The organism is Aeromicrobium sp. EU05-FHT14F07, assembly GCF_058790455.1.
Genome location: NZ_JBYTCR010000006.1, coordinates 158972 through 175987 on the forward strand (window position 1 = coordinate 158972; position 17016 = coordinate 175987).

Here is a 17016-nt window from a genome sequence, read left to right on the forward strand (position 1 = left end):
GCCGGGAATAGGCGAGCCGCGGTGGAACATGTTCCACCGCGGCTCATCCCAGGGCACGACACGCCCCGGCCAGGACGTGGCGTGCGGGTCCGTCAGTCGTCGACGACGACGATCTGCACGTCGATGTTGCCGCGCGTGGCGTTCGAGTAGGGGCACACCTCGTGCGCCTTGTCGGCCAGCGCCTGCGCCTCGTCGTGCGGCAGGGTCGGGACGGTGACCTCGAGCGTGACGGCCAGGTCGAAGCCGCCCTTGCCGTTGGAGCCGATGTCGACCTTGGCGCCGACGCTCGAGTCGCTCACGTCTGCCTTGGCCTGACGGGCGACGAGCTGGAAGGCACCGTGGAAGCACGCGGCGTAGCCGGACGCGAAGAGCTGCTCGGGGTTCGTGCCCTCGCCGTTGCCGCCCATGCTGGTGGGCAGTGCCGTGTGCAGGTCGAGACGGCCGTCGCTCGTGACGACGTGTCCGCCGTCGCGGCCGCCGCCGGTCGCCAGCGCCTCGGCGGTGTAGATCGCGTCCATGGTTCCTCCTGGAAGTCGGGGATCGGGCCGGCTCGTGCCGCACCCGCCAACAGTATGATCGCACACAATTACATCGTGTGCAATCTATTGCTTACGCTCGACCGCAGCGGGCTCCTGGCATGATCGTCGTCGACGACGAGACAGGGACGAGACAGGAGGGGCGGAGGCGTGCTGCGCATCGGCTGGTCGGTCGGGCCCGAGTTCTCGGGTCGTACCGTGGTGGAGCCCGGCGGGAAGCTGGTGCTGGCCCGGCGGATGACGCTCCCCGAGCAGCGGTCCGTGGCCGTGGAGGAGATCGCCGGCTCGACCTACGTGTTCGTCCGTCTGCCCTACCTGAGCGACCCGGCGGTGGTCGTGCAGGCCGGTACCGGCCATCCCGTCCTCCACCGCGGCCAGCGGGCGAACGGCGTGGTCGTGGAGGTGGTGACTCCGGACGGCGAGGCCTCGACGCCCGTACCCGGTCAGCGGATGTCGCTCACGGCGCCCGGCACCCGCGTGAGCCTGCGCTTCCCGGACCTCAGCATCGACCTCGTCGTCGACTTCGACCCGCCGACGCTGGCGCCCGCGGGCACCGGGACGGTGCAGCTCGACGTCGACGCCCTGCAGCACGACGACGCCTGGCTCGTGGCGGCGATCGCGGTGGCTCTGTCGCCGGAGCACGGCGTGGTCGGGCATGCCCAGCTCAAGGAGGCGTTCGCGCAGTGGCGGGAGGAGCCCGAGCGCAGCGACGGCGCGTTCGACCGCAACGTCCTGCGACCGGCTCTGGAGTCACGCGGCGTGGAGCTGCCGGGCCCCCGGCTCAACAAGATCCTGTACCTCGTGGAGCGCTGCCGCCGCACGCACGAGTTTCCGGCCCGGGTGCTCGAGCAGGTGCGCGCACGGCTCGACCCACCGGCGGGCTGAGTCGGCCCCGGACGCACGAAGGCCCCGCACGGACTGGTGTCCGCCCGGGGCCCTCCCGACCCTGGGGTCAGCGCTGGTCGTCAGGACCTGAGGTGTGGACGATCTCGTCCTCGACCTCGGGGATGTGCGCGTCGGGGTCCTCGAGCGCCGCAGGGACGCCGGTCTCGTCGCCCGCACCCTGGGCCTTCTGCGCCACCCGCTCGACCGCCTCGGCCGACTCGTCACGCACATGCTTGGCACCATGCTGCGTCGACCCGACGGCGTCGGCGATCGCATCCTCGTCGCTGGAGCGCGGCGCGGCCTCCGCGACCTTCTCGCGCACCTCCCCTGCCTGGTCCGCAGCCTCGTCCTTGACGTCCTTCGCCGCGTCCTTGGCCGTGTCGACCGCGTCGGACAGCCCTCCCTCGTCGGCGGCGTCCTTCACGTCCTCGGCCTTCGAGACGGCCTCGTCCTTGACGTCCTTCGCCGCGTCCTTGGCGGTCTCGACAGCGTCGGACAGCCGGCCGTCCGTGGCGTCCTCGACGGTCTCCTTGACCGCCGCGACCGCACCGGTGGCCTGGGCGCGCGCGGTCCCGACGGTCTCCTTGAGCGAGTCGACGACCTCGTGGCGCTTGTCCTCGTCGCGCACGGCCTGCACGGCCTCCTCCGCGAACGACTCCGCCTTGTGCACGGCGTCCTGCACGCGCGGGTCGGACTGGAAGCGCTCCGCCGCGTCACGCAGCTGCTCGTACCGTTCGCGGCCGGCTCGGGCGCCGAGCACGTAGCCGACGCCGAACGCCAGCGCGTAGACGATCTTCTTCATGGGGTTCCTCCCGAGTCGTGGTCCGTGACCTCCAGCCTGTCAGGGCTCGTGTCGACCTGCATCCCAGGAGGAGGTGTGGCGTGTCGGACGCCAGGCTCACGGAGCGACGACGGCCGCGAGTCGGCGCGCGACGCCGCTGGCACGCGCGGTGCGGCGTTCGACGGCGCGGCGGAGGACCTCGGGGGTCGCGACGATCGTCAGGCTGGTGCGCGCGCGGGTGATCGCGGTGTACAGCAGCTCGCGGGTGAGCACGAGCGAGTCCTCCTCGGGCAGCAGGAGGGTGACGTGGTCGAACTCGCTGCCCTGGCTGCGGTGCACGGTGCTGGCGTAGGCGCTCTGCACCGAGGAGAGTCGCGTCGAGGAGACGGTCGTCGTCGAGTCCAGGTGCACGACGAGCCGGTGGCCGTCGTCGAGCGTCACGCCGACGTCGCCGTTGTTGACCCGCAGCGACGCGTCGTTGCGGGTGACCAGGACGGGTCGGCCGACGAACCAGGGCCTCGCCGGGTCAGGGAACGTGCGCACCTCTCGCTCCAGACGCTCGTTCCAGTGGCTGACGCCGTACGGGCCGTCACGGTGCGCGCACAGCAGACGGTGCTCACCCAGGGCCGCGAGCGCGGTGGACACGTCGCCGTCGGCCGCCGCGCGCGCGACCGCGCGAGCCTGCTGCGCGGGAAGGCCGGACACGACCTCCTCGACCTCGTCGGGACGGTGCAGGGACACCCCGTCCACCCCGTCGGCGAGCAGGTCGAGCACCCGTGACGCATCGCCCTCGACCACCGCCGCCGCCAGCGCTCCGATGCCGCCGTCGAAGCGGTGCGACTGTTGCAGGTGGGTGACGACCGGGCTGTCGTCGCCGCCCAGACCCTCCACGACGTCGCGCAGCACCGCACCGGCCTCGACGGACGCGAGCTGCTCGGCGTCACCGACGAGCACCAGGCGGCAGCTCGAGGGGACCGCCTGCACCAGGCGCTCCATCAGCAGCAACGAGACCATCGACGTCTCGTCGACGACCACGACGTCGTAGGGCAGCTTCTGCCCCGCGTGGTGCCGGAAGGCCGTCCGGTGGTCGGGTCGCGAACCCAGCAGCCGGTGCACCGTGCCGGCCGGCAACGTCCGCAGCCAGCCGCGCTCCGCCTCGGTGAACACCGGATCGGCCGATGCGGCGGCGACCGCCTCGCGCATCCGCGCCGCGGCCTTGCCGGTCGGCGCCGCCAGCCCGACGGCCAGGGGCCGGTCGTGCCCGACCGCGGTGTGCTGGCTCGCGAGCGCGACCAGCAGACGCGCGATGGTGGTGGTCTTGCCCGTGCCCGGACCGCCGGTGAGCACGGTCGTCCACGCGTGTGCGGCGCGGGCCGCGGCAGCACGCTGGTCGGCGAAACCCGGGTCGCCGAAGAGGCGGGCCAGGTCGGCCTCGAGGGAGGTCCGGTCGACGGCGGGAGGTCGCAGCGCGAGCCGCTCCCCCAGCCGTCGACACAGCGAGACCTCGAGCGCGTGGTAGCGCACCAGGTGCAGCAGCGGAGCCTCTGCGACGAGCACACGGTCGCGTCCGGACGTCAACGGGCTGTCCTCGACGCGTGTCCACCAGGCGTCGAGGTCGTCGACGAACGAGGGCCACACGACCTCCGGCGCCTCCAGCCGCAGGTCGTCGACAGCGCCGCTGAGGTCGACGCACGACGACCCGAGCCGCACGCCACGCACGGCGAGCGCCAGGGCGAGCAGCACCGCCTCGTCGTCCTCGCCCGCCAGCCCCGCGACGGTGCGTGTGACGTGGACGTCCGCGGCCGCGAGCACACCTGCGTGGTTCAGGGCGGCCAGCAGACCGTCGCTCTCGACGTCGAGACCCTGGACCACCTGCCGGTCGAACGGGTCGCCCGACCCGACCTCGACCGCGGGGGGCGGGGACGTGTCGCTCATCGCGGACCTCCGTCGGTCGGGCTGCCGTCGAGCAGCGCACTGAGGTCCAGCACCAGCGCCGACGGGGGGCGCCAGGCGAAGACGCCGAAGGGGCTGCCGTCGGCTCCGCGGGGTCCGTCGGGCCCGGTCATCCCGCGCACGAACAGGTACAGGACGCCGGCGAGGTGCTCGTCGGGGTCGTACCCCCGCAGGCGCCAGCGCAGGAAGCGGTGCTGGGCCACGGCGTACAGCAGGGCCTGCAGCGGGTAGGTCGTGTGCAGCATCGCGTCGGCGAGCCGCTCGGGCGCGTACGCCTCCAGGCCACCACCCGCCTCGACGAGCGCGCCGCTCTCGAGCCGGTTCGTCTTGTGGTCGACGACGAGCGTCCGGTCGCCGTCGAGCCGCAGGAGCAGGTCGATCGATCCGGTGAGGTACCCGCGCAGGGTGCGGCCCCGCAGGCTGGTGTCGCGCAGCTCCGCCGCGAAGGGTCGCAGCGCGTCGTCGGACGGAAGGTGCGCCTCCATGAGGTCGGCGACGTCGGCGAGCGTGCCGGTGCGGCCGGACCGCCGGGCGGTGTCGCCGCCGGCGAGCGGCAGCTCGAAGTCCATCTCGCGGAACGGGCGACGACCCAGGGCGTCGGCGAGCGTGAGGTCGTCGGCGAGGGGGCCGAGCGGGGTGCACAGGGCCCCGACGAGCGCGGGGGCGAGGACGTCCACGTCGACGGCGAGCGGCCGCAGGGTCAGCTCGTCCTCCACCCGGCGACGGACCTCCGCGTCGAGGTCGGCGGCACCGACGTCGACGTGCTCGAGCACGCCGTGCACGAGCGTCCCCAGCGCTGCGCCACCGGCCAGGTCGGCCCAGGGCGAGGGACCGAGCGCGGGTGCCGTGTCGACCTCGGCGACCACCTCCACCTCGTCGTCCGCGGCACTGGACTCCGGCTCGCTCGAGACGCTGGGGCCCTCGTCGCGCCGTACGAGCGAGGTGTACGACGTCCGGGTCCAGACGGTGTCGACCTCTCGACGCAGGTGACGGACCTCGAGCCGTTCGCTCTCGCCTGCGGCGGGTGCGAGCTCGTCGTCTCCCGTGGCCATCTGCTCGACGACCGGGCCCCCGCGCTCCTGCCAGGCCCGCAGCCGCGCGACCGCGTCGTGGTCGGATGGCACGGCCTGCACGTCGGGGACGTCGGGCTGCGACGGGTCGGAGCGGAACAGCAGACGGTGCAGAGCGCCGTGGCGGGCGTTGAACGTGGGCGACCAGTGCACGACCAGCCGCGACTGGGCGCGGGTGAGGGCCACGTAGAGCAGGCGAAGGGACTCCCCTGCCCGCTCCGCGTCCGACCGTCTGGCGTGGGCGGTCCATGAGGGTCCCGCCCCGCCGACGTCGAGGCAGCGACGGCCGTCGTCGTCGTGCAGGCGGACGATGCTCGGCTCCGGCACCCACCGGTCGAACAGGAAGGGCACGTAGACGACGGGGTACTGCAGTCCCTTGCTGACGAACGTGGTGACGATCTGCACGGCGTCGGCGTCGGTGTCGAGACGGTGGGTGCGGTCGGCGGCCGGGGAGGTCTCGCTGCGGCGGTCGAGCAGCCAGCGTCGCAGCCCGGACAGGCCGAGTCCGTGCTCCCGGGCTGCGATCGCGAGCACCTGGCCGACGTGCTCGAGGTCGGTGAGGCGACGCCGCCCGCCCTGGTGGCTCAGCAGCCGCTCGACGACGGACGCGTCGGCGGTCAGCGCCTCGACCATGCCGGCGGTACCGCGCTCGCGCTGCAGGTCGGTGAGGTCGCGCAACCTCGCGGAGACGCGATCAGTCACGGCGTCGCCGTCGTCGGCGGCCAGGTCGTCGGCCGTGCAGCCGAGGAACGGACCGAGTGCGGCGGCACGGGTGTAGCCGCTGCGGTGCGGCGACTCCATGGCGGTCAGCAGCGTCACCCAGTCCTCGCCCGCGCGACTCTGCAGCACGTCCGACCCACCGGTGCGCACGGCCGGCACGCCACGACGCTCCAGCTCGGTGTGCAGCAGCTCGGCATCACCGTGCCGCTCGACGAGCACCGCCACGTCGCCCGCCGTGAGCGGCACGGGGCCGGCGCCGTGTTCGTAGCTCGCACCTGAGCCCAGCAGCGCGGCGACGTCGGCCGCGACGTCGCGGGCCACCCGGGGCCGGACGTCGCCGATGCGCAGGGCGTCGTCGGCGGACCCGGCGTCGCTGCGCAGGTGGGCTCGCAGCCGGAAGGGGGCGTCGCCGCGCGGGTCGCTGAGCCGCGACCCGTCGAGCGCGGCGCCGGCCGGACGCACGACGATCGCCGGGTCGCCGAGCGCAGCACCTCGCAGGACCGCGTCGACGGCGGCGACGAGCGGCGCGTCGCTGCGGTGGTTGACGGTGAGGGTGCGTCGGGTGTCGGCCTGCGCGGCGGCCCGTAGGTAGGTGTCGACGTCGCCGCCCCTGAACCCGTAGATGGCCTGCTTCGGGTCGCCGACCAGCACCATCGTGGCGTGCCCCACGAAGGCGCGCTCCAGGATGCGCCACTGCACGGGGTCGGTGTCCTGGAACTCGTCGACGAGCACGACCCGCCAGCGGTCGCGCATGACGGTGCGGGCCGGTGAGTCGTCGGGCTCGAGCGCCTCGGCGAGCCGCTGCAGCAGGTCGTCGTAGGAGAGGGTGCGGGCCGCCAGACGCCGACGCGCCGACTCCTCCCGGACCGCTGCGGCGAACCTGCGACGCAGGTCGGGTGCGGATCCGGGCTCCGCGTCGGTGGGCAGCAGGAACGCCGACGGGTCCTCGACCGCACGCCGGCCGAGCACGGCCGCCTCCTGGTGGTCGAACGGTGGTGTCTGGCCTCGGCCGACCGCCCGCAGGTAGAGGTCGGAGACGACCTGGTCGACGATGTCGGTGTCGTCCTCGACGAGCACGGACCCGGGCTCGACGTCGCCGGTGGTCCCGAGGCTGCGCAGCACGGCCTGGCAGAACCCGTGGGTGGTGGTGATCGTGGCCTCGTCGAACCGTGCGACCGCGGCGCGCAGCCGGCGGCGACGGACGCTGCGCTCGGTCTCGTCGACGCCGAGGAGGAGCTGCTGCAGGGGGTCGCGGTCGTCGCCGCGACCGGCGGCGAGGACGGCGTCGGCCTGCACGAGCCGTTCGCGCACCCGGTCCTTCAGCTCGGCGCTGGCCGCCCGACCGAAGGTGACGACGAGCAGCTGGTCGAGGGTGGCGACGCCCTCGGCCACGAGGCGAGTGACCAGCGCGGCGATCGCCCACGTCTTGCCCGTGCCGGCGCTGGCCTCCAGGAGCGTGGTGCCGCTGGGCAGGGGGTCGGTGATGTCGAACTCGGCGACCGGTCGGTCGGTGCTCACGCGTCGACCTCCATCCGGTCGAGGAGCGGGAACCACAGCGTGGAGGCGTGCTGCTCGAAGCCGCGCCCGATCAGGTCGCCCAGTGGCGCGTCGGGCCCGAGCACGAGCCGGTGGTAGGGGTCGGCGACCTCGCCCGGAATGTCGCGGCTGCCGATCCACTCCCGTTCGGCCTTGGCGAGGGCGATCTCCGGGCGCGTGCGCCGCGCGAGGTCGGCGTAGGCCTGGGACGTCTTGACCGGCAGCGGGAGGAAGGTGGTGCGACCGAGGGCGTGCAGGTCGAGCAGCTCGGCGAGGACCGACCGTGCGTCGTCCTGCGCCGGCGCCGCGAGCGTGACGACACCGGGTGCCTTCCGGTAGCCGCTCGGCACACGGCCGACGAGGTGTGCGGGTCGTCCGTGGCCCGCCGCCGCGAGGGCGAGGACGTCGACCCACGCCTCCAGCAGCTGACGTCCTTGCACGGTCGAGGCGGTGACCCGCAGGACGTGGTCGGGGTGCACGCCGGCGACGGTGCCGAGCACGCGCCGACCGTCGCCGAGCTCGACGTCGACGTCGACGCTGCGGGCGGTGTCGGCGCGCAGGGGTGCCGCCAGCGCGAAGAGAGTCCTCACCTCGGGACGCACCCGCTCGAGCTCGGCGTCGCCGAGCGCGCCGGGCGGTAGGAGGCCACGGCGGCGTTCGTCGGCCTCGGCGTCGTGACCGGGGACTCCGGCCAGCACGGCAGCGAGGACGCGGTCCTTGACCTTCCACCGGTCGAGGTGGTCGAGCCCGAGGGGGACGCTGTCGTCGATCGGCTCGTCCTCGTAGGGCAGACGCACGTCGAGTCGGCCGGTGACGAAGGACCTCACCGGGTGACGGACCAGGTCGCGCAGGGCGTCGAGGGTGATGATCCGGTCGGCGTCGCCCGGGAGCGCAGCCGGAAGGAACGGGGGCTCGGCGACCTGCGGACGCACGGTGGCGCGGGCGCCGGCGTAGGCGGCGGTGTCGAAGCTGAAGGAGGAGCCGGGGACCAGGGCGCCCGGGACGAACGAGCGCGCGTCGAAGGCCTGCAACGGGTGCTGCACGAGCACGTGGCTGCGCACGTCGGCGGTCGGCACGGTACGCGCGAGCTGGTCGAGCAGCTCACCGACCGGGGTGGCTGGCGGGAGTGAGCGGCCGGTGTGCTCGCTGGCGCCGGTGTAGGTGATGACGAGGTGCTCGGTGGCCGACAGGACGGCGTCGAGGAACAGCTGGCGGTCCTCCCCCGCTGCGTCGCGTTCGCCGACCAGCGGGGTGCGTGCGAGCACGTCGTCGCCGAGCGGGGTGGGCGTGCGAGGGAAGGCACCGGAGTCGAGGCCGAGGAGGCAGACGACGCGGTGCGGCACCGAGCGCATCGGCACCATCGTGCACACGGTGAGGGAGCCGGTGCGGAAGCTCGTGCGGGTGGGGCGTGGGGCGAAGGCGTCCGTCAGGAACGCGGCGACCTCGCCGACGGTGAGGGTGCCGCGGGCGGCTGGGGCGGTGTCGGCGCGGGTGAGGTCGGCGAGGACGCGGAGGACCTGCTCGCGCTGCCACGCGTCGCGGGTGGGCACGTCGGTGAGGGTATGGACGGCGGTGGTGAGCAGCTCGACCCACTCGTCGACGGGCTGGGGGCGCGACGCGTCGAGCACTGCGGCGAGCCGCTCGACGGCCTCGGTGAACCGGCCGACGAGGTCGACGCCGGTGCTGCCGAGGTCGTCGAGCGGGAGCACGCCGCCGAGCCGGTTGCCGGTGTGGGTGCCGTCGTGGGCGTCAGGGTCGTCGTGACCGTCGGTCACGACGCCGAGGGCGAGGCGTTGGAGTCCGCTGCGCCAGGTGTTCTGCGCGAGTCCGCCGAGGTGCCAGGCTGCGCGGGCGTCGGCGTCGACGCCCCAGCGGATGGCGGTCTGCACGGTCCACTCGTCGATCTGCTCGAGGTCGTCGTCGGTGAGCGCGAAGCGTCGTCGGACGGGCGCGAGGCTGAGGAGGTCGCGCACCTCGGTGGCGGTGGTGCGGCGTGCTGCCGCGATGGCGACGACCTTCTGGAGGACGTCGGCGACGGGGTTGGTGGCTCCGGTGGCGCGGTCGGCGAGGCGGACGCGGAGGCGGTGGCCGGGGTGGTCGACGTCGGGCACGTCGTCGAGCCCGAACGCGGCTTCGACGAGGGGCGCGAAGGTCTCGACGTCGGGGCACATCACGAGCACGTCGCGCGGCTCGAGGGTGGGGTCGTCGGCGAGGAGGCCGACGACGACCTCTCGCAGGACGTCGACCTGCCGGGCAGGGCCGTGGCAGGCGTGCACCTGCACGGACCGGTCGAGCGGGTCGAGGTCGCGCGGGTCGCCGTCGGGGCCGTCGCGGTCGGCGGCGAGGTCGGCCTGCAGGTGGCCGAGCAGGCTGACGGGCCGGGCGGGACCGGGCAGGTGGTGGGTGGTGGTGTCGCCGGGGAGCGCGAGGAGGCTGCGTTCGAGCTCGCCGACGTCCCGTGCGCAGGCCGCGAGGAGCGTGTTGCCGGTGTCGGGGGTCTCGACGGTGTCGCGGCGCACGGGCTGCCGTGCGCTCTCGTCGAGGCTGCGGGCCACCTCGTCCCAGCGGGTGCGTGACGGGTGGGGCAGCCAGAGGTGGACGTCGCGGGTGTCGGCGAGCGCGCCGACGACGTCGAGCTCGGCGTGCGGCATGCGGGTGTGGCCGAAGAACGACAACCGCCGGGGCAGGTCGGGGTCGAGGGTGTGCTCGCGCAGACGCGTGGCGGTGTCGGCGAGGCGGAGGTCGGGCGAGGGGTGGCCGTCGAGGAGCGCGTGGGCACGTCTCCAGATCTCGGCCTGCCAGCGGACCTCGGGGACGAGCGGCGCGCCCACCCCGTCGACGTCGTCGCCGGCAGTCCAGGACTGCACCATCCAGGGCCGCTGGACGGCGTACCCGTGCAGGAGCGAGGCGATGCGCTTGGCGGTCGGGTAGCGCCGGCTGCGCCGCAGCGCCTCCTCCCTCGGTTCGAGACCGTGGCCCACGTGACGGGCGACGATCGCGAGCCAGGGTTCGTCGAGGTGCTGCTGGATGACGTCGAGGACGACCCAGGCGAGGCGACGCGGCGCCCACGGGTCGTCGCGCTCCTTCTCGGTGAGCTCGGTGAGTAGGTGGAGGGGGCGCACGAAGGAGACGCCGGCGCAGATGCCGTCGTCGTGCCCGGCGGCGGTGCCGAGGCGGTGGCTGAGGGTCTGCGCGAGCCACCGTTCGACCCCGGCGGCCGCGACCACGACCAAGTCGCGCTCGAACGGGTCGTCGGGCGGCTCGGCCAACAGCCCGGCGAGCCCCTCCGCGAGCACGTCGGCCCGCTCCGCCCGATGGATCGTCAACGCCACACGACGAACCTAGCCGTAGGGGCGGACACCCGTCCCCACCCCGTCCACCGCCGCCGCACCGCCCGCCGTCCCGAACGGACGGACGTCCGAGCCTTGTGGATGACGACTTCACCCTCCGGCGGGTTTTCGCTACCTTCTGACGCGTCAGATCGGGGGATCACGAATGAAGAAACTTACGATCGCGGCGACCTTGACAGCCGCGCTTCTTCTTACCGGATGCACCGGCGACCCGGACGTCCTCGAGCCGGGGCCTGGACCCTCCGAAGACGCATCGGCGTCCGCAAGTTCTGCGCCCAAGCCTCCTGAACTCCCCGAGCAAGCCTCAAAGTCGACAGACGAAGGCGCGGCATCTTTCGCATATCACTGGGTTCAGCTGTTCAACTTTGCCGCTATCACGGGCGATACAGAGGACCTGCGAAAACTGTCGTCAGGCTGCAAGCCCTGCCTGCGCTACATATCGACACTCGGGGCCGTCCCCGAGGATGAACGACCTACATCCGCACCGTGGGACGTGAAGGCCACTCGTGTCCACCGCGACGGGACTGCCGCCGACGTGCGCTTCAAGATCGAGATCCCTGACGGTTCAACGGAAGACGTCGCCTTTGAACTAAGCCCCCGCGCTCCCTACGAGATCCGAGACCTCTACGTCGTGGAGGGGCAGTGATCGTCCGCTCGATGCTCGTCGCTCTTCTGGTTGGCGGCCCAAGCACCCTGACTAGCGGCGATGTGGAGGTGAGCCCGGACCCGTTCAAGCCGTCCGTCAACATCGAATCGAACGTGTGGCGTCCCGCGCGCACGCCTAGCCAGGTCGAGGGTCCGAAGGCAGCGCAACGCGTGTCCTCGAAGATGTCGAGGGATTCGGCCTGTTTCTTCAGCAGCTCGAACACAGACGCTCCCCGATACGAAGCCACTTTCCGCTGCGGCGCGCGCGGCATTGTCGCCTCCGACCCGGAAGAAGCGGCGCCGCCGGAGGAGCCGGAGCTTACGGAGGGCGACGTGCGGCGGGCGGTCAGTGAGATTCCCATGCCCGCGCTGCGCGTGACCGTGCAGCCTGGTGGGCGGACGCTGGTGAACGTGCCGACGATCCTGCACACCGACCCGCGGCCGGTGCGCGAGAGCATCACGCTGCTCGGGCACGACATCGACGTCGAGGCCACCCCCACCCGCTTCACCTGGCACCACGGGGACGGGACGAGCCGCACCACCACACGTCCCGGCCGCCCCTACCCGGCGAAGGACGTCACGCACACCTACCAGCGCACAGCCGACCGGGTCAGCATCCGCGTCGACACCACCTACACGGTCCGGTTCCGCGTCGACGGCGCGGCGTGGACACCACTCGGACAGCCACTCACCGCGACCGGTGCCGCGACCCCGCTCCAGGTCACCGAAGCAGCACCCGTCCTCGTCGCACCCCGACGCTAGCCAGGAGACGACGAGGTCCCGGGACCCACGAAGGATGTCCCGGGACCTCGTCGGACCACGTCAGCGCAGCGCCGACACCGCAGCCACCACGTCGACCAGACCGTGTCCCTTGTCGAACGACGTGCCGCCCACGTAGGCGCTGCCGTCCGTGTACTTGTACGCCGTCGACGTCAGCGCCGACTCCACCTCGGCCGGCGTCGCCGACGGATCCGCCTGGAACAGCTGCGCGACGATGCCCGCCACGTGCGGTGCAGCCATCGACGTTCCGCTGATCGTGTTGAACGTGCCCACGTCGAGCGGACCAGGCCCGTCCTTCGGGTCCAGGCCCGTCGCGCAGATCACCAGGTACGGCCGGCACGAGGAGGTGATGTCCTCCCCCGGCGCCGACAGGTCCGGCCACGTCGACCGGTCCGACGCCGCACCCCGGCTGGAGAACGACGAGACCCGGCCGTCGCGGGTTCCCGTGTCGAGGTCGTAGTACGACGCGACCGAGACGATGCCGCCCGTCGGGTCCTGACCGGGCGGGTTCGTCAGGCTCTCGCTGCCGTCGCCACCGTCGTTGCCGGCCGCCCACACCGTCACCACGCCCTCCGCGGCAAGGGCACGCTGCAGCTTGACCGTCGTCGACTCAGGATCGAACGACCCACCACCCGACGGGCCGTAGGAGTTGTTGGTGACCTTGATCGGCGGGCACGCGGCTGCCGAGACACCGTCGCCGCAGGGCTTCTCGTGGTTCTCGAGGACCCAGTTCAGCGACGCGTCCGCGCCGAGGATGAGGATCCCGGCCCCGGTCGACAGCGACACGAGGCTGGCCCCCGGCGCCGCACCTTGCAGCTTCTCGCCGCTCGTGAGCGTGGTCGGACGACCGACCGCGATCCCGGCGACGTGCGTCCCGTGACCGCCGACCGACGTCGTGTCGGTGTCGAAGGAGTTGGGCACCCGCAGTACCTGACAGCTCGACTCGTCGAGCGGCGAGCACACCGACTTCAGGTTCGCGACCGTCGCGTCCTCCAGGTACGGGTGCGTCGGGTCCACGCCGGAGTCGATCACGGCGACGCTGACACCGCGCCCCGTGAGCGCAGTGCCGTCGGCACCCGTGAGCGTCGCCGCGGCCTCAGCACCGCGCGTGGCGATGTTCGACGTCTCCTGGTGGTACTCGATCGGCTGGTCGCCCTCCAGGTACGTGACCCCCTCGGCCGAGCGTGCCGCCTCGATCTCGCTGCGCGAGCCTGTGGCGATCACGACCCCGATCTTGTCGAAGCTGCCAGCCCGCTGGAGCCCAAAGTCGCGCACCGCGCGCTCGGCATCGGCCAGCGTGCGGCCGTGGACCATGACGGTCGTGACCGCGTCGCCCCTGAGGGCAGACAGCTGGTCGGCCAGGAACGGCTGGAGGCGTGCCTGGTCGTCGGCCCCGGCCTGCGCCGGAACGGTGAGAGCAGCCAGCGCCAAGGCGGCCGCTCCGATGGATGTGGACATGATGCGTCGACGCATGTCTATCGTTCCCCCGAACGTGCGCTCCGTCGGAACCGGAGCGCGTGTAGCACTGCCAACGACGTGACCGCGGCGTGGTTACTGCTCTCCTAGGAACTGTTCTCGACTTCACCTTCACCCGGCCGCTCCCACCGGCACTCCGAACGGGACGAACGGCGTCCAGGCGGCCTGCACGGCCACGCGCTCCGACGAGGTCACGACGTCGTCGAGGATCGCGACGAGCAGGCACGACTCAACGGAGTCCCGGACCAGACGGCCCAGGTGCTGCTCGACGCAGCAGCCGTACGGGAGGTCGGGGCGACGACGCTCCACCGCCACGGCCGTCCGGTATCCACGACGCTGGCTGATCGCGCGCACGACGCGTCCGGTGAGCCGCTCGACGGGTTCGAGCGCATGCACTCGACCGACCGTGCGGGAGCGTTCGCGCAGCTGGGTGCGCAGCTCAGGGTCGCGCTGCGCGACCACGTCGTCGACCAGTCTCGACACGACGGCGCTGGCGGGCGCCGAGGCGAGCGCCTGGGCGACGGCGTGCACCCAGGGCGCGAGTGGACCGAGCGCGTCGTCCGTCGCGGGGAACGCGGTCGGGTCGGGATCCTCGAAGCCGTGGACCCGAGGCGTCCGCGCCACGAGATCCTGCACGCGGCGTCGCCAGCCGTCGACGTCGCCAGGCGGCAGACCCGGATCGGCACCGACCGGGCACCGCACGAGAGCCCACGGCAGCGGCACGACCGCGTCCGATGACGCTCGCAGCGCCTCCATCCAGCCAGCGGGCACGGGCGCTCCGACCTCGAGGTAGGCCGTGCTGAGTCCGCCATCGAGCTGCACGTCGACGTCGTCACCGAGCGTGAGTTCACCGGCGACCATCGCCGCCGCGAGGTCGTCGAGCACGCGAGCCATCGCGCGCTGGCCGAGGACGTAGTCGGCCCCAGGATCGCACCCCAGTGCTGGTCTCGACGTCAGATGGAGGTCGTGCAGCCCGTACCGCGCCAGCCCGACGGTGTAGCCGAAGGACGGCTCGCCCGGTGGGTCGCTGATCGTGCGGATGCGCCACCAGCGGTGGTCCTGCTGGTCGTCGTACATGGTCATGAGTCCTCCCCTGGATCGGTGTTTCGACACTATGTTCGAGGTCGGACAGGGGGTCTCGGCCCGCGCGACGTCAGGCGGGATCGTCGAGTTGACCAGAGACTGGGGGCATGTCCCCCGAGTCGAAGACCTGCGCGTCGTGCGGACGTCGCATCGAGTGGCGCAAGAAGTGGGAGCGCGACTGGGACCAGGTGCGTTACTGCTCGCAGGCCTGCCGCAAGCACGGCGTGACGCGCACAGACCAAGAGCTCCAGACGGCCATCGTGGACCTGCTCGACGCCCGGGCTGGCGGAGCGACAATCTGTCCGTCGGAGGCTGCGCGGCGGGTCGACCCCGACGGCTGGCGCGAGCTGATGGAGCCGGCGCGACGAGCAGCGCGGCGTCTCGTCGCCGACGGTTCCGTGGAGATCACTCAGGGCGGACGCGTCGTCGATCCTTCAACGGCGAAGGGGCCCATCCGCGTGCGGCGCGCTCTCTGACCGGTCCGCCGACGCGCCCCCGTGGACCGGTCGTCTAACGTTGTGGGACGTGGCCAAGCTCCTCCCCCAGTTCGCCCGGTGGACCCCCGCAGCACTCGACGTCCTTCGCGAGACCGCAACCCGGTACGGCGCCGTGATCACCGTCAGCGACCTTGCTGATCAGGTCCTCGTCCGCACGCGCGTCGACAGCCCGACGTCGCGCCGCACGTGGCTCGGCGACTTCATGGAGATCACCGCCCTGGCGGCGGCACGCGCGGGCGACCCGCCCCTCACGTCGCTCGCGGTCCAGCGCGATGGCACGGTCGGCGACGTCTACGCACGGGCGGTCCTGGCGACGACGGGTGACGTCGTGCGCGACGTCGAGCAGCGCGCCGCCGAGGACCGTCTGCTCTGCTACCGGGCTCTCGCGACCGACCTGCCCGCCGACGGCGGCACCCCGCGTCCTGCGAAGGTGCGCCGCACGAGCGCGACCACGACCTCGACCCGCCCCAGCAGGGCGCGGGCTGCCGTCGAGACGAAGCCGGTCAAGGTCTGCCCGACGTGCTTCACGGCGCTTCCCGCCACCGGCCTCTGCGACTACTGCGACTGACTCAGACCTTGCGCTGCAGGGTCAGGTGCACGACGCCCGACGGGGACGACACGGCCTCGACGTCGTAGTCCTCCTGGAGGCCTTCGAGGCCCTGCCACAGCTGCGCTCCGCGTCCGAGCACGATCGGCACCTGCACGACGTGCGCGACGTCGACGAGCCGCTCGGCCAGGAACTGCCGGGCCACGTCGGCACCCCCACCGATGCGCACGTCGAGACCACCCGCCATCTCCCGAGCCTTCTCCAGGGCTTCGGCCGGAGCGGCGTCAAGGAAGTGGAACGTCGTGCCGTCCAGGGCGAGGGGTTCGCGGGGACGGTGGGTGAGCACGAGCACCGGTGTGCCGAACGGCGGCGTCTCGCCCCACCAGCCGCGCCAGTCGGGGTCGTCCTGCCAGCCCGGCGGTCCGAACTTCCCGGCGCCCATGATCTCGACGCCGATGCCGTCGGCGAAGCGCTGCGCATACGCCTGGTCGAGCCCGTCGGACCCGCCGGCGCGTCCCATCATCGAGGCACCGAAGGCGGTGTCGAACATCCAGGTGTGCAGGCGTTGCCCCGCGTGGCCCATGGGCGTCTCGAGAGCCTGCGGCTCCCCCGCCACGAACCCGTCGAGGGAGATCGAGATGTTGTGCATACGGACACGGCTCATGCGTCCGTCCTACACCCCACCGCCGACGGTGTCACCGCTTCTCGCAGGCGACGCCGTCCTTGTCGCGGTCAGACTTCTTGTTGGCGTTGTAGACCGCCTTGTTCTTCGTGAAGTTCGTGACCGGCTTGGTCTTGCCGCGCACCTTGTCACGCGCTCCCGGCAGGCCGACGCCGTGCATGTACACCTTGTTGAGCTCGGTGCAGTTCTTGTAGGTCGTGGCGGCCTCGGCGGGGGCCGCAACGGCACCCAGCGTTCCGATCGACAGGGCCGTGGCGAGGACCAGGGCGCTTCCGCGTCGCTTCATCGTGTTCTCCTTCGTCGATCATCGACGGTAGGTCGGATCACCTCGCTCGTCGGGTGATCCTGGGAAGATGACCCAGACGAACTAGGTGTAACCGGCCATGAGGTTGGTGCCCGGTCGTTGACGTGGAGAGAGCCTCCGGGGTGAGGTGTGGATTGTCTAGATTCACGCCGCCCAGGAGGCTCTCGTGTC

General features: G+C 72.4%; 14 protein-coding genes. 5 read left to right on the top strand and 9 right to left on the bottom strand.

What is annotated here, in order from left to right:
* Nucleotides 1–92 precede the first annotated feature (92 nt).
* Complete coding sequence (locus AC3WRM_RS08030; protein WP_067856962.1) at nt 93–518, bottom strand: organic hydroperoxide resistance protein; 426 nt, start codon at nt 516–518, stop codon at nt 93–95.
* A gap of 168 nt (nt 519–686) precedes the next feature.
* On the opposite strand from AC3WRM_RS08030, the gene AC3WRM_RS08035 reads away from it, so the two are divergent.
* Nucleotides 687–1421 carry a hypothetical protein gene (locus tag AC3WRM_RS08035; protein ID WP_492247525.1) on the top strand — a complete coding sequence of 245 codons (735 nt, stop codon included), beginning with the start codon at nt 687–689 and terminating at the stop codon, nt 1419–1421.
* A 67-nt stretch (nt 1422–1488) separates the two neighbouring features.
* Here AC3WRM_RS08035 and AC3WRM_RS08040 read toward each other — a convergent pair whose 3' ends face one another.
* The 4 genes from AC3WRM_RS08040 to recC form a co-directional block, all read right to left on the bottom strand.
* The gene (locus tag AC3WRM_RS08040) at nt 1489–2223 is read right to left on the bottom strand and encodes a hypothetical protein (protein ID WP_492247524.1); all 735 of its coding nucleotides are present in this window, start codon (nt 2221–2223) and stop codon (nt 1489–1491) included.
* A gap of 96 nt (nt 2224–2319) precedes the next feature.
* A complete protein-coding gene (gene recD / locus AC3WRM_RS08045) occupies nt 2320–4137 on the bottom strand; it encodes an exodeoxyribonuclease V subunit alpha (protein WP_492247523.1) in 1818 nt (605 codons plus the stop codon).
* The gene (locus tag AC3WRM_RS08050) at nt 4134–7463 is read right to left on the bottom strand and encodes a UvrD-helicase domain-containing protein (RefSeq protein WP_492247522.1); all 3330 of its coding nucleotides are present in this window, start codon (nt 7461–7463) and stop codon (nt 4134–4136) included. Before AC3WRM_RS08050 ends, recD begins: the two co-directional genes overlap by 4 nt.
* Nucleotides 7460–10813 (bottom strand): exodeoxyribonuclease V subunit gamma, encoded by a 3354-nt coding sequence (gene recC / locus AC3WRM_RS08055; protein WP_492247521.1) that lies wholly within the window; start codon nt 10811–10813, stop codon nt 7460–7462. The genes AC3WRM_RS08050 and recC overlap by 4 nt, the downstream gene beginning before the upstream one ends.
* Before the next feature lie 163 nt (nt 10814–10976).
* Here recC and AC3WRM_RS08060 point away from each other — a divergent pair, with 163 nt between their 5' ends.
* Nucleotides 10977–11477: a DUF6318 family protein gene (locus AC3WRM_RS08060; RefSeq protein WP_492247520.1), complete on the top strand. Its 501-nt coding sequence runs from the start codon at nt 10977–10979 to the stop codon at nt 11475–11477.
* Nucleotides 11474–12238 carry a hypothetical protein gene (locus AC3WRM_RS08065; RefSeq protein WP_492247519.1) on the top strand — a complete coding sequence of 255 codons (765 nt, stop codon included), beginning with the start codon at nt 11474–11476 and terminating at the stop codon, nt 12236–12238. Before AC3WRM_RS08060 ends, AC3WRM_RS08065 begins: the two co-directional genes overlap by 4 nt.
* A 60-nt stretch (nt 12239–12298) precedes the next feature.
* Here the strand turns inward: AC3WRM_RS08065 and AC3WRM_RS08070 are convergent, their stop codons facing one another.
* Nucleotides 12299–13714, bottom strand: coding sequence for a S8 family serine peptidase (locus tag AC3WRM_RS08070; protein ID WP_492247518.1), 1416 nt, complete (start codon nt 13712–13714; stop codon nt 12299–12301).
* Nucleotides 13715–13843: 129 nt separating this feature from the next.
* The gene (locus AC3WRM_RS08075; RefSeq protein WP_492247517.1) at nt 13844–14815 is read right to left on the bottom strand and encodes a hypothetical protein; all 972 of its coding nucleotides are present in this window, start codon (nt 14813–14815) and stop codon (nt 13844–13846) included.
* 107 nt (nt 14816–14922) lie between these two features.
* On the opposite strand from AC3WRM_RS08075, the gene AC3WRM_RS08080 reads away from it, so the two are divergent.
* Both AC3WRM_RS08080 and AC3WRM_RS08085 read left to right on the top strand, forming a co-directional pair.
* Entirely contained in the window at nt 14923–15291 is a 369-nt protein-coding gene (locus AC3WRM_RS08080; RefSeq protein ID WP_492247516.1) for a DUF3253 domain-containing protein, read from the top strand.
* A 49-nt stretch (nt 15292–15340) separates the two neighbouring features.
* Nucleotides 15341–15880: a hypothetical protein gene (locus AC3WRM_RS08085; RefSeq protein ID WP_492247515.1), complete on the top strand. Its 540-nt coding sequence runs from the start codon at nt 15341–15343 to the stop codon at nt 15878–15880.
* A 1-nt stretch (nt 15881) separates the two neighbouring features.
* On the opposite strand, the gene AC3WRM_RS08090 is transcribed toward AC3WRM_RS08085, so the two are convergent.
* Nucleotides 15882–16523 (bottom strand): dihydrofolate reductase family protein, encoded by a 642-nt coding sequence (locus tag AC3WRM_RS08090; RefSeq protein WP_492247514.1) that lies wholly within the window; start codon nt 16521–16523, stop codon nt 15882–15884.
* Nucleotides 16524–16554: 31 nt separating this feature from the next.
* Nucleotides 16555–16827, bottom strand: a complete 273-nt coding sequence (locus tag AC3WRM_RS08095; RefSeq protein WP_492247513.1) for an excalibur calcium-binding domain-containing protein — start codon at nt 16825–16827, stop codon at nt 16555–16557.
* Between the last annotated feature and the right edge of the window lie 189 nt (nt 16828–17016).

Excerpts from the sequence above, each read along its gene's own strand:
- AC3WRM_RS08060 (WP_492247520.1), top strand. The coding sequence starts at position 10,977 with ATGAAGAAACTTACGATCGCGGCGACCTTGACAGCCGCGCTTCTTCTT.
- AC3WRM_RS08080 (WP_492247516.1), top strand. The coding sequence starts at position 14,923 with ATGTCCCCCGAGTCGAAGACCTGCGCGTCGTGCGGACGTCGCATCGAG.
- AC3WRM_RS08040 (WP_492247524.1), bottom strand. The coding sequence starts at position 2,223 with ATGAAGAAGATCGTCTACGCGCTGGCGTTCGGCGTCGGCTACGTGCTC.
- AC3WRM_RS08070 (WP_492247518.1), bottom strand. The coding sequence starts at position 13,714 with ATGTCCACATCCATCGGAGCGGCCGCCTTGGCGCTGGCTGCTCTCACC.
- AC3WRM_RS08095 (WP_492247513.1), bottom strand. The coding sequence starts at position 16,827 with ATGAAGCGACGCGGAAGCGCCCTGGTCCTCGCCACGGCCCTGTCGATC.
- AC3WRM_RS08030 (WP_067856962.1), bottom strand. The coding sequence starts at position 518 with ATGGACGCGATCTACACCGCCGAGGCGCTGGCGACCGGCGGCGGCCGC.
- recD (WP_492247523.1), bottom strand. The coding sequence starts at position 4,137 with ATGAGCGACACGTCCCCGCCCCCCGCGGTCGAGGTCGGGTCGGGCGAC.
- AC3WRM_RS08090 (WP_492247514.1), bottom strand. The coding sequence starts at position 16,523 with ATGAGCCGTGTCCGTATGCACAACATCTCGATCTCCCTCGACGGGTTC.
- AC3WRM_RS08075 (WP_492247517.1), bottom strand. The coding sequence starts at position 14,815 with ATGACCATGTACGACGACCAGCAGGACCACCGCTGGTGGCGCATCCGC.